9 protein-coding genes are annotated in these 12,401 nt (G+C 73.3%); 6 read left to right on the top strand and 3 right to left on the bottom strand.

What is annotated here, in order from left to right:
* The 4 genes from G3I41_RS04875 to moeZ form a co-directional block, all read left to right on the top strand.
* A partial coding sequence (locus tag G3I41_RS04875) for a hypothetical protein (RefSeq protein ID WP_164399074.1) occupies positions 1–815 on the top strand: 815 nt, incomplete at its 5' end.
* Positions 816–977: 162 nt separating this feature from the next.
* Complete coding sequence (locus tag G3I41_RS04870) at positions 978–1,943, top strand: NAD-dependent epimerase/dehydratase family protein (RefSeq protein WP_073964087.1); 966 nt, start codon at positions 978–980, stop codon at positions 1,941–1,943.
* A complete protein-coding gene (locus tag G3I41_RS04865; RefSeq protein WP_164399073.1) occupies positions 1,931–2,758 on the top strand; it encodes a spherulation-specific family 4 protein in 828 nt (275 codons plus the stop codon). Before G3I41_RS04870 ends, G3I41_RS04865 begins: the two co-directional genes overlap by 13 nt.
* Positions 2,759–2,843: 85 nt before the next feature.
* Entirely contained in the window at positions 2,844–4,022 is a 1,179-nt protein-coding gene (gene moeZ, locus G3I41_RS04860; RefSeq protein ID WP_018105519.1) for an adenylyltransferase/sulfurtransferase MoeZ, read from the top strand.
* 64 nt (positions 4,023–4,086) lie between these two features.
* Here the strand turns inward: moeZ and G3I41_RS04855 are convergent, their stop codons facing one another.
* From G3I41_RS04855 to G3I41_RS04845, 3 genes are all read right to left on the bottom strand, one after another.
* Positions 4,087–5,613 (bottom strand): alpha/beta hydrolase, encoded by a 1,527-nt coding sequence (locus G3I41_RS04855; RefSeq protein WP_164399072.1) that lies wholly within the window; start codon positions 5,611–5,613, stop codon positions 4,087–4,089.
* Between the two features lie 72 nt (positions 5,614–5,685).
* Positions 5,686–7,287 carry an alpha/beta hydrolase gene (locus tag G3I41_RS04850; protein WP_164399071.1) on the bottom strand — a complete coding sequence of 534 codons (1,602 nt, stop codon included), beginning with the start codon at positions 7,285–7,287 and terminating at the stop codon, positions 5,686–5,688.
* A 130-nt stretch (positions 7,288–7,417) separates the two neighbouring features.
* Entirely contained in the window at positions 7,418–10,135 is a 2,718-nt protein-coding gene (locus G3I41_RS04845; protein ID WP_164399070.1) for a lysylphosphatidylglycerol synthase domain-containing protein, read from the bottom strand.
* 231 nt (positions 10,136–10,366) lie between these two features.
* Between G3I41_RS04845 and G3I41_RS04840 the strand changes: the two genes are divergently transcribed.
* The gene (locus G3I41_RS04840; protein ID WP_164399069.1) at positions 10,367–10,738 is read left to right on the top strand and encodes an MGMT family protein; all 372 of its coding nucleotides are present in this window, start codon (positions 10,367–10,369) and stop codon (positions 10,736–10,738) included.
* Between the two features lie 187 nt (positions 10,739–10,925).
* A partial coding sequence (locus G3I41_RS04835) for an ATP-dependent helicase (RefSeq protein ID WP_164399068.1) occupies positions 10,926–12,401 on the top strand: 1,476 nt, incomplete at its 3' end.

The following is a 12,401-nucleotide window of genomic DNA, read 5'->3' as shown; positions in this document are numbered from 1 at the left end:
TGCGCGCCCTGCTGCCCGGCGCCGCCTGCCTCGCGACCCTCGTCGCGCTCGCCCTGACCGACGGCGTCCTCGGCGGCGACGCCCGGCTGGCCATCGGCTCCGCCGGGGCCCTCCTCGCGTTCACCGGCCTCGCCCTCGCCCTGCGCACCGGCCCGCTGAGCGCCCGGGACGGTGCGGGGTCGTCCGGCACCGCCGCGCTCTGCGCCTGCTGGCTGCTCGGCTACGTCCTGTACGGCGACGACCTCCTCCACCAGGTCGTCAGCGGCGGCCCCGAAGGCCCCTGGACTGCGACCCCGGCACCCCTGCTGGGGCTCGCCGTCGCGGTGGTCCCGGCCGCCTGGTGCGCGCACCTCTTCGCCCTCGCCGCGCACCGCAGGCTGCACGGCAGCCATGCGCTGGAGGAGTTCGGGGCGGGCGTGCGCCCCCCGCTGTTCGGCGTCCTCGCGCTCTTCGTCTGCGCCCTCGCCGCGCTGCTGTACCTGGCCCGGCTGGGCTTCGGCACCGGCGGTTCACCGGCCGGGGCCGCCGCCCTCGGGCTCCTGCTCCTGCTGGCCCGGCTCCTGACCGTGCACGGCTTCCCCGAACCCGCCGCCACCGGACTCGCCGCCGCCTGCGCCCTGGAGGCCGCGGCCCCCGCCCTGGTCCTGGCCGGGCGGCTGCCGGGGCTGGACGCGGTCGCCCGGCCCGTCGACGCCCTCATCGAAGCGGCGGGCGCCGGGGTCGTGCCCGTACTGGCCTGTGGCACCGCCGCGCTCGGCCTGCTGATCACCGCCGTACTCGCCCTCTCCCGGGCATCCGCCCACGCCGCCCCCTGAGGCGGCGCCCAGAGCCCCCCGCGGAGCCGACGCCGCGGGCCGTCACCACCCGAACCGTACGCACCGAGACGTACGGAACAGCCCTCAAGGAGACACCGACATGACCCGCCAATCCCCCGCACCGGCAGCCCGCCGTCGGCCCTCAGGCCGGGGCGGTGCGCGATGAGGGTGCTGCTGCTCGGAGCCAACGGATTCATCGGCCGGTTCGTGGCCGACCGGCTGCTCGCCGACCCCGCCGTCCACCTCACGGCCCTCGGCCGGGGCGACGACGCCGACGTGCGGTTCGACCTCGCGACCGGCAGCCCCGGAGCGCTCACCCGCTTCCTGGACGCCGTCCACCCCGGGGTCGTCGTCAACTGTGCCGGCGCGACCCGGGGCGGCGCGCGCGACCTCACCCGCCACAACACCGTCGCCGTCGCCACCGTCTGCGAGGCGATGCGGCGCAGCCGCTGCACCGCCCGCCTGGTCCAGGTCGGCTGCGCCTCGGAGTACGGGCCCTCCCAGCCCGGGTCCTCCACCGCCGAGGACGCCATCCCGCGCCCCGGCGGCCCGTACGGCGTCAGCAAGCTCGCCGCCACCGAACTCGTCCTCGGCTCCGGCCTCGACGCGGTCGTCCTGCGGGTCTTCTCGCCGGTCGGCCCGGGCACCCCGGCCGGTTCCCCGCTCGGCCGGCTCGCCGAGGCGATGCGCCGCACCATGCAGGCGGGGGACGGCGAGCTGAAGCTCAGCGGCCTGGGCGTGCAGCGGGACTTCGTGGACGTACGCGACGTGGCGCGGGCCGTGCACGCCGCCTCCCTCTCCGCCGCCCAGGGCGTCGTCAACATCGGCACCGGCCGGGCCGTCCGGCTGCGCGACGCGGCGGCCGTCCTCGCCAAGGTCGCCGGATACGCCGGCGCGCTCCACGAACTGGACACGCCCCCCGCCCGCCTCCCCATCGGCGCCCCCCGCACCTCCACCGAGTCGGTCATCGAACACCTCTCGGCCACCCCGTCCCCGTACCCGGACGGCTGCGGCGCCTGGCAGCAGGCCGACGTCCGCACCGCGCGGGACCGGCTCGGCTGGCGCCCCCGGATCAACCTGGAGGAGTCGCTCGCCGACATCTGGATGGAGGCGGCGTGCCGTATCTGACGAGCACCGGCACCGCCCGGCGCACCAGCGGCGCCGACCGGATCGGCTTCGGTGTCCCCGGCTACGCCCACCCGCTGCTCGCCCCCGCCGAGTGGGCCGAGCTGACCCGCCCCGGCACCCCGCTGCACTGGGCGGTCCTCAACATCGACAACGGCCCCGGCAGCAGGCCCGACCCGCACTGCCTGGAGGCGGCCGGACGGCTCCGCAACGCCCGCGCCCGCGCGCTGCGCGAAGGGGACCCGCTCGACGCCGTACGGGCGTCCGGCGGCAGGCTGCTCGGGCAGCTCGACCTCGCCCACGGCACCCGCCCGTTCGGGGAACTGCTCGCCGACGCGCGGTCCTACCTGGACTGGTACCGGGTGGACGGCTTCTACCTCGACCACTGCCCGGCCGGCCGAGCCGAACTCCCCGCCGTCCGCCGCCTCAACGGCACCCTGCGGGCCTTCCTCGGGAAGGACGACGGCCACCTCGTGCTGGGGCACGACACCCACCCGTATCCCGCGTACGCCGAGACCGGCGACCAGCTCGTCACGTTCCGGGGCGCGTGGAGCGACTACCGGTGGTCGCAGGTGGCGGAGTGGACCGCGGCCTACCCGCCCGGCCGCTTCGCGCACTTCGTGCACGGCGTTCCGCGTACGCATCTGGAGGAGGCGATGCGCATCGCCCGCTGGCAGGGCGCCGGGACGATCTTCTTCACCGACCGCGGCGGACGGTCCGGCCCGGGGAACGGGGTCGGACAAAGCGATCCATTCGCGGCACTGCCCAGGTACTGGGACGAAATCGTCTCGCGGATCGGACCTGGTATCTCGGAATGAGAAGGGGCGTGGCAGTGTTACGGCAAGAACAACCGTACGTAGTCGAAGTACGTAGAAACCGACCACCTGCATTGTTGAGGTTCCTGTGTCGCTGCCACCCCTGGTCGAGCCAGCTGCTGAGCTCACCGTCGACGAGGTCCGCAGGTACTCCCGCCACCTGATCATCCCGGATGTCGGGATGGACGGGCAGAAGCGGCTGAAGAACGCGAAGGTGCTCTGTGTCGGCGCCGGCGGCCTCGGTTCGCCGGCCCTGATGTACATGGCCGCCGCCGGTGTCGGCACGCTCGGCATCGTGGAGTTCGACGAGGTAGACGAGTCGAACCTGCAGCGCCAGGTCATCCACAGCCAGGGCGACATCGGCAAGTCCAAGGCCCAGTCGGCCAAGGAGACCGTCCAGGGCATCAACCCCCTGGTCAACGTGGTCCTTCACGAAGAGCGGCTGGAAGCCGAGAACGTGATGGACATCTTCTCCCAGTACGACCTGATCGTGGACGGCACGGACAACTTCGCCACCCGCTATCTCGTCAACGACGCCGCGGTTCTGCTGAACAAGCCCTACGTCTGGGGCTCGATCTACCGCTTCGACGGCCAGGCGTCCGTGTTCTGGTCCGAGCACGGTCCCTGCTACCGCTGCCTCTACCCGGAACCGCCCCCGCCGGGCATGGTTCCGTCCTGCGCCGAGGGCGGCGTCCTCGGTGTGCTCTGCGCCTCCATCGGCTCGATCCAGGTCAACGAGGCCATCAAGCTGCTCGCCGGCATCGGCGACCCGCTGGTCGGCCGGCTGATGATCTACGACGCACTGGAGATGCAGTACCGCCAGGTCAAGGTGCGCAAGGACCCCGACTGCGCGGTCTGCGGCGAGAACCCCACCGTCACCGAGCTCATCGACTACGAGGCGTTCTGCGGCGTCGTGTCGGAGGAGGCCCAGGAGGCGGCGGCCGGTTCGACCATCACTCCGAAGCAGCTCAAGGAGTGGATCGACGCCGACGAGAAGATCGAGATCATCGACGTCCGCGAGCCGAACGAGTACGAGATCGTCGCGATCCCGGGCTCCCGGCTGATCCCGAAGAACGAGTTCCTGATGGGCAACGCCCTCCAGGACCTCCCGCAGGACAGGCGCATCGTCCTGAACTGCAAGACGGGTGTCCGCAGTGCGGAAGTCCTCGCGGTCCTCAAGTCGGCGGGCTTCGCCGACGCGGTCCACGTGGGCGGCGGCGTGATCGGCTGGGTCAACCAGATCGAGCCCGAGAAGCCGGTCTACTAGAACGGTCGGAAGGGGGCCGGTCCGCGTCGCGCGGGCCGGCCCCCTTCGGCGTCCGCGGGCACCGTCACGAGCAGGTCTTGCCGTCCGCCGGGACCTTCCCGTCCAGGAAGTACGAGTCCACGGTGGACGTCACACAGCTGTTGCCGCCGTACGCGCCGTGCCCCTCGCCCTCGTTGGAGAGCAGCACGCCGACGCCTTCGCCCAGCTCGTCCGCCATCCTGCGGGCGCCCTCGTACGGCGTGGCCGGGTCGCCCGTCGTCCCGACGACCAGGATCGGACCGGCGCCCGGCGCGCTCGCCTCCGGGTCGTCGTGCTCGCCCTCCACCGGCCAGCCGGAGCACCAGCCCGCCGTGTCCCAGGCCAGGAACGGGCCGAAGACGGGGGACAGCTTCTCGAACTCGGGCAGCAGCGCCTTCGCCTCGGCCGCCGTGGGCCGGGCCTTGCCGTCCGCACAGGAGATGGCCCGCTGCGCATGGTTCTGGGTGTCGTAGTGGCCGTTCTCGTCCCGGCCGTTGTACGAGTCGGCGAGCTGGAGCAGCGTGGCGCCGCTGCCGTCCTGGGCCTCGTCCAGGGCCCGCGTGAGAGTGGGCCAGTTGTCCTTCGAGTAGAGGGGGAGCACGATGCCGGTGATCGCCAGCGACTGGTTGAGCTCGCGGTCCGTGCCGGTCGGCAGCGGCTCGGCGTCGATCCGCTTCAGCAGCGCCGCGACCCGCCGGGTGCCCGCCTCCGGGTCCTCGCCGCGGTCCTTGAAGTAGTTCTCCAGCGCCCGCTGGAAGCCGGTCGCCTGGTTGCGGGCGTGTCCGGTGGCGTCGGCGGTCGGGTCGACGACCGCGTCGAGGACCGTGCGCCCCACCTTCTCCGGGAAGAGGTGGGCGTACGTGCCGCCCAGCTCGGTGCCGTACGACATGCCGAAGTACGTCAGCTTCTCGTCCCCGAGGACCTGGCGGATCAGGTCCATGTCGCGGGCGGCGTTCGTCGTGCCGACGTACGGGAGGACCTTGCCGGAGAGGCGTGCGCAGCCGGCCCCGAAGTCGGCGCCGTCCGCCATGAAGGCCGTCTCCTCGGCCGCCGTGTCCGGCGTCATGTCCACATTCCGGTACGCCTTCTCCTGCGCCTCGTCGTCGCGGCACCGCACCCCGGCGCTCCGCGCCACTCCGCGCGGGTCGAAGCCCACCAGGTCGTAGCGGGTGTTGAGAGTGGTGTACCCGGCGGCGGCGCGCGGCAGCATCGAGACGCCGGAGCCGCCCGGTCCGCCGAAGTTGAAGAGCATCGAGCCCAGGCGTTTGGACGTGTCCGTGGCCTCCTTGCGGATCAGAGCGATGCCGATCGTGCCGCCCTTCGGCTTCGCGTAGTCCAGCGGCACCTTCACGGTCGCGCAGCGCCAGTCGGAGCCCGGCGCCTCACCGTCCTCGGCAGCCTCGCAACGGGTCCAGTCCAGGTGCTGCGAGGCGAGCGGGCCGGGCGACGAGGCGGCGGAGCCGTCCGCCCGCTTCCCCGGCTCGTCCTCCGTACCGTCCTCGCAGCCCGCGAGCACCCCCGTCAGCAGCAGTACGGCGGCGGCCACCGATCCGGCCCGTGCGTGTGCGACCACGTGTGCGTTCCCTCCCCGTCGAGCGCTGCCCGTACGGCAGTTCGCCCATCGTAGGGGGGCGCCTCGCGGGGCTCAGCCGCAGACCGTGCCGGACTCCGGGACCCTGCCGTCGAGCAGATAGCCGCCGACCGCCTTCTGCACGCAGGCGTCCCCGCTGTTGTACGCGCCGTGCCCCTGGCCCTTGTACGTCATCCGCACGCCGACGCCCTCGCCCAGTTCCCCGGCCATCGCCTCGGCGCCCTCGTACGGGGTCGCCGGGTCGCCGGTGTTGCCGATGACGAGGACGGGGGCGGAGCCGGGGGCGCTGACGTCCGGGGTCTTCCAGGTGCCCTTGACCGGCCAGTCGGTGCAGCCCATGAGGCCCCAGCCCAGGTAGTCGCCGAAGACCGGCGAGGCGTCGCGGAATTCGGGGAGCTTCGCCTTCGTCTGCTCCAGCGTGAACCGCTCGCGCGAGTCGGCGCAGCTGATCGCGGAGTAGGCGGCGGCGGAGTTGTCGTACCGCCCGTCGTCGGAGCGGCCGTTGAGGGAGTCGGCGAGCGCCAGGAGCAGGGAGCCGTTCCCGCCGTCGGCCTCGTCCACCCCCTGTTCCAGCAGCGGCCAGGTCTCCTTGGAGTAGAGGGCCGCCGCGATGCCGGTGGTCGCCTGGGTCTCGGTCAGCTTGCGGGCGCCGATGCCCTTGATGGGCTTCTTCTCCAGCTGGTCCAGCAGGGAGGAGATGCCCTTCTCGATCTCCCCGGCGTCGGACCCGGGCAGCTTGCAGGCGTCACCCCGCTCCGCGCAGTCCTTCGTGAAGTTGTCCAGGGCGAGCTGGAAGCCCTTGGCCTGGCTCAGCGAGGACTGCTCGGCGTCCTCGGTGGGGTCCACCACCGCGTCCAGGACCGCCCGGCCGACCTTCTTCGGGAACAGGTGCGCGTAGACGCCGCCCAGCTCGGTGCCGTACGAGATGCCGAAGTAGTACAGCTTGTCGTCGCCGAGCACCTGGCGCATCAGGTCCATGTCGCGGGCGGCGTTGGTGGTGCCGACGTACGGAAGCTGCTCACCGGACCGCTTCTCGCAGGCGGCGGCGAACCTCTTGGTGTCCTGGACGAACGCCTTCTCCTCCGCCGCGTCGTCCGGGGTGCCGTCCTCCTGGTAGCGGGCGTCCAGCTGCTTGTCGGTCTCGCACTCGACGCCGTCGCTGTTCCCCACGCCGCGCGGGTCGAAGCTCACCAGGTCGTACCGGGCGCGCAGTTTGTCGTACGCCGTACCGAACGCGGGCAGGGTGGCGACGCCCGAGCCGCCGGGGCCGCCGAAGTTGAAGATGAGCGAGCCGATCCGCTTCTTCGGACTGATCGCCTTCGCGCGGATCAGCGCCAGCTCAATGGTGGCGCCGTCCGGCTTCGCGTAATCGAGGGGGGCCTTCATGGAGGCGCACTCCCAGTTCGCCCCGCCGGGGAGCGGGGAAGGCGGGTTTCCGCCGCCCTGGGCCTGGGAAGGCGCGGGGCACTTCTTCCAGGTCAGCTTCTGGGAGGCGAGGCCGGACGACGGGCTGCCGGTGGCGGCGTTCGCCGCGCGGCCCTGGCTCGTCGGGCCGGCGGGTTCCCGCTCACCGCCGTCCGCACAGCCGGCGAGGGGGAGCAGCACGGTCACGGTGGCGGCGAGGGCCGCGGCGCGCAGGGCAGGGGAGGTCCTCATCGCTCCATGCTGCGGCGGCGCCGGGGCGCGCGCACGGGGTGCCGGTCCAAGTGGGTGGCCCGTGCACGTAGGCCCTCCCGTGCACGTAGGCCCTCCGTGCGCCCGCCCGCCCCCGCTCAGCGCCCGGGTCTCACAGCTGCCCCTTGCGCGTGAGGTGGTTGAAGCACAGCCAGCCGGGAAGGACCGGCAGCCACAGGGTCATCAGCCGGAACAGCAGCACGGCCGGGGCGGCGACCTCCTTCGGCAGCCCGACCGCGATCAGACCCAGCGTCAGCGCGCCCTCGACGGCACCCATGCCGCCCGGCGTCGGCGCCGCCGAGCCGAGCGCGTTGCCGGCGAGGAAGACGACCGCGATGCTCGCGTAGCTGAGGTGCGGGGTGTCCGGTCCGCTGAACGCCCGGACCGAGGCGTCCAGGCACATCACGAAGACGCCGGTCAGCAGCAGCATCCCGCCGATCCCGGTGAGCAGCTTCTGCGGACGCTGCACCACGTCGAGCATGCGGGGGACGACCCCGGCGAACAGCGACCGCACCCGGGTCACCACGAACTTCCGCAGGAACGGGATGGCGGTGACCACGAGGACCAGCACGGCGACCGTCAGCAGCCCGGCGATCACGGTCCTGGACGGGGTGAGCGAGGACGGCGTCTTCTCCGTGCCGGTCAGATAGCCGAAGGCGCCCAGCAGCAGGATGTGGCAGCCCAGGCCGAAGAGCTGGGAGGCGCCGACGCTGGCCACCGCGAGGCCGGGCCGGACCCCGGAGCGCTGGAGGAACCGGGTGTTCAGCGCCACCCCGCCGACCGCCGCCGGCGCCACGATCTTCACGAACGACCCGGCGACCTGCGCGAGGACGGTCCGCGCGAACGACACCCGCTCGGGTACGAAGCCCAGCAGGCTCATCGCGGCGGCCACGTAACTCAGCGCCGAGAAGCCGAGCGCGGCGGCCACCCAGCCCCATTCCGCCTGCTCCACGACCGCCCCGAAGTCGGCCTCGGTGACCTGCGAGATCAGGAAGTACGCGGCGATGGCACCGGCGATGAAGCTGATCAGGGTGCGCGGTTTGATGCGTTCCAGGCGGACGGGCTCGACCGGCGCCTGCGGCCGGATCAGCAGGACCTCCCGGCGCATCTGGGAGAGCAGGTCCTCCTCGCGCACCTCTTCGAGGGCGTCGTCCATGGCCCGCTTCTCGGCCTGCTTCTCGGTGCGCAGCGACTTGCGGGCGTTCTTGCGGTCCCCGCTCCTGGACAGCTCGGCGTCCTCGGCCCGGGCGCGCTTGGCCGCGTCCGACGCTTCGAGAACGGCCTCGCGCTCGCGCTGCGAGCGTGCCCGGGCGAGCCGGCGCAGCTGCGCCCGGGTGGAGCGGCTGAGCGCGATCGGCTGGAGGAGGGGCAGGCAGTCGGCGACCGCGTCGGGGCCGAGCACGGCGAGCGCGGCGGCCACGGCCCGCTCCGGGCCCACCCGCAGCCCGGTGGTGGTGAGCAGCTGCGCGACGTCCATCCGCAGGACCAGGTCACCGGCCGCGATCTCGCCGCCGCGCAGGTCGGTGACGAACACCTTGCCGAAACGATCCACCAGTATGGCGTCGCCCGTGAGTCTGCGGTGCGCGATCCGGCGCGACTGGAGGGCCTTGACCTGTCTCCACGCCCCGCGCACCACATCGTCGGTGATCTCGGTGTCCGCCAGGGCGTCCAGGGACCGCCCGCCGATGTGCTCGTAGACCAGCATCACGGCGTCCGGGCCGAGCTCGGAGGTGGCGATGAGCTTGGGCGCGTTGGCGCCGGCGGCGATCGCCGCGTACGCGAGCAGCGCCTCCTGCTCCAGCGCCTGGCGCAGCGACTGGATGGACCGCCGCTGGGTGATGCCGCGCAGGGTGAGCCTGCGCCACACCCGGTAGAAGAACCCCTGGGCCTGCTGCTCGCGGTCCACGACGGTCACGTCGAGCGGTGGCCCGTCCTCCAGGGAGACCAGATAGCGGCGCCCCCGGTCGCTCTGGTCGCCGGAGTCGGGAGCGTCCTCGGCACGCATCGCGGTGACCGGCCGGAAGCCGACGTGCCGCAGACCGGCCATCAGGTGCTGGCCGGTCGGGCGGACGTTCGGCGAGCCGACCGCGTACAGCGTGCCGTACGCCACCGTCCAGCCGATCAGCACCGTGAGCACGATGGAGAACGGGGTCGTGTAGCCGCCGACCAGCATCGCGAAGGCGTCGAGCAGCAGCACCATCCACAGCACGACCCGCCAGCGCGGCCGTCTCGCCATGCCGACCGCGGTCATGTAGGCGATCACGGGCGCGAGGTAGCCGTGCACCGGATCGGTGACCGCGTCGCCGGGCTGCGGCTGGGTCAGCGCGTCCCGGATGGTGCCGGAGGCGGACTTGGCGACCCACAGGTCAGCGGCGAGCGTCACCCCGTGTGCCAGCACCGCGGCCAGCACCCCGTCGGCGATCCGCAGCCCGTCGCGTTTGATCAGCCGCTCGATGGCGAAGGCGACCGGGACGAGCAGCACGGCGATGCTGGAGACCAGCCCGGCGAGCTTGATCAGCAGGTCGGGGGCCTGGCCCGTGCCCTTGTTGATGTCCTCTTCGAGACCCGTGGTCGTGCCGTGGGCGAAGGCGGCGACGGAGAACAGCACGATGACCGCCAGCACTCCGATGAGCAGGCGCAGCAGGTCGGAGGGGCGGTGCACACGGGCGGGCAGCAGCGGTTCGTCACCGGAGACGCGCTCGGCCTGCGCCCCGTCGGAGCCGGCGAGGCTCGATCCGGCAGGGGTCTCCGCGTCCGTGCCCGCTTCCCGGGCCCTGTCCGGACGCGGCTCGGCATCGGAGGCGTCGTCGGCCGCCTTCGGTGGCTGCACGCCCTGCTCCTTCGTCGCCTCTGATTGGTCTTCGTGTTCTCGTATCACCGGTCACCGCCCGCATGATGGTGGCACGGCCGATGGGCGCGAGGGGGCATCAGGGTGCGATGCGGGGGGCGTGCGGTGCGCAACATACGCTCCTTTCCCGCCGTGCGCACGCTGCGTGCGCGCACGGACACGGGCCGGGCCGTGAGGGCCGCGCTGTCGGTGGTGTGCGGCAGGATGGGGCGGATGAGCGAACACCCCACGGGCGACGCGCTGCCGGAGTACGCGGAGCGCGTGCTCGACGTCGCCGACCTGATCCCGGCCGGCCGCGTCATGACCTACGGCGACGTCGCGGAGTGGCTGGACGAGGGCGGCCCGCGCCAGGTCGGCCGGGTCATGGCGCTGTACGGGAGCGCGGCGCCGTGGTGGCGCGTGGTGCGCTCCGACGGCAGGCTGCTGCCCGGCCACGAGCTGCGCGCCCTGGACCACTACCGGGCGGAGAACACCCCGCTGCGCGAGGCCCCGGCGAGCGCGGAGGGCCACCTCCCGCGCCTGGACATGCGGCGCGCGCGATGGGACGGCGTGACGGGCGGCGGCGGTGGGGGAACTCACACCTGACAGCTTCGGCCATGGGGTGGCGGATCGGGCGGAACCGCGTCCGTACGGTGCGCGGGGCGCGGCCGGAAGAACGTGACGATCCCCGCAGTCGTCCCGCCGCATTCGGGGGGCGTGCCGGAGTAGCGTCTTCAGTTCGCGGCTGATGCCGCTCCCCCACCCGTACACCCACCAGGACCGGCGAACCCACGTGAGCACCTCCTCCACCACCCGGCTCAGTCCTCACCGTCACGCACGGCCGGGGACCACGGGCTCCTACCGGCTGGTGCGCACCCTGCCGGGTTCGGTGGAGCCCCCTCTCCTGGACGCGGCGCAGCGCGCGGTGGTTGACCACCCCGGCGGTCCGCTCCTGGTGCTCGCCGGGCCCGGTACGGGCAAGACGACGACGCTCGTCGAAGCCGTCGCCGCGCGCATCGCCCGGGGCGCCGACCCGGCCCGCCTGCTGGTCCTCACCTTCAGCCGCAAGGCCGCCGTCGAACTGCGCGACCGGATGGCCGCCCGGCTCGGCGCCGCCCGGGGGCCACAGGCCACCACCTTCCACTCCTTCTGCTACGCCCTGGTCCGCGCCCACCAGGACGCCGACCTCTTCGCGGACCCGCTGCGACTGCTGTCCGGGCCCGAGCAGGACGTGACCGTCCGCGACCTCCTGGCCGGCCAGCTCGAACTGGAGAAGGAGGGGCGCCCGCACATCAGCTGGCCCGACGAGCTGCGCGCCTGCCTGACCACGCGCGGCTTCGCCGACGAGGTGCGCGCGGTGCTCGCCCGCAGCCGTGAACTGGGCCTCGGCCCGGACGCCCTCGCCGCCTTCGCCCGGCGCACCGGCCGGCCCGACTGGGGCGCCGCCGCCCGCTTCCTCGCCGAATACCTCGACGTGCTCGACGCCCAAGGCGTGCTGGACTACGCGGAGCTGGTGCACCGCGCGGTGCTGCTCGCGGAGCGCCCCGAGGTGTCGGCGCAGCTGGCGGGGGCGTACGACGCGGTCCTCGTGGACGAGTACCAGGACACGGACCCCGCGCAGGTACGGCTGCTGCACGCGCTGGCCGGCAACCGGGGGAGCGCTCCGGGGGGCGGCGGCGGGCGCGACCTGATCGCCTTCGGTGACCCGGACCAGTCGATCTACGCGTTCCGGGGCGCCGACGTCAACGGCATCCTCGACTTCCCGGCGATGTTCCGGCGCGCGGACGGCGCCCCGGCCCCGGTCGGCGTCCTCACCACCTCGCGCCGCTCCGGCGACCGGCTCCTCGCCGCCAGCCGGCTGCTCACCCGGCGGATGCCGCTCACCCGGCTGCCGTCGGCGAAGGTCCGCGCCCACCGCGAACTGGGCGCGGTCCGCGAGGGCGGCTCCGTCGAGGCGTACACCTACCCGACCGCCTCCACGGAGCTGGAGAACATCGCGGACCTGCTGCGCCGGGCGCACCTGGAGGACGGGGTCCCGTGGTCCGAGATGGCGGTGCTCGTCCGGGCCGGCGGGCGCACGCTGCCCCCCCTGCGCCGGGCCCTGACCTCGGCGGGCGTCCCCCTGGAGGTCGACGGCGACGACCTCGCGCTGCGACACGAACCGGCGGTGGGCCCGCTGCTGACGGCGCTGCGCGCGGTGGCGGAGGCGGCGGTGCGGGGCCCGGCACCGGACGAGCGGGAGGCGCCCTGGCTCGGTACCGAGACCGCG

Source organism: Streptomyces sp. SID9727, from assembly GCF_010550605.1.
Classification (GTDB): Bacteria; Actinomycetota; Actinomycetes; order Streptomycetales; family Streptomycetaceae; genus Streptomyces.
Note: the sequence above shows the minus strand (reverse complement) of the source record. Positions and strands in the feature narration are given on the sequence as shown.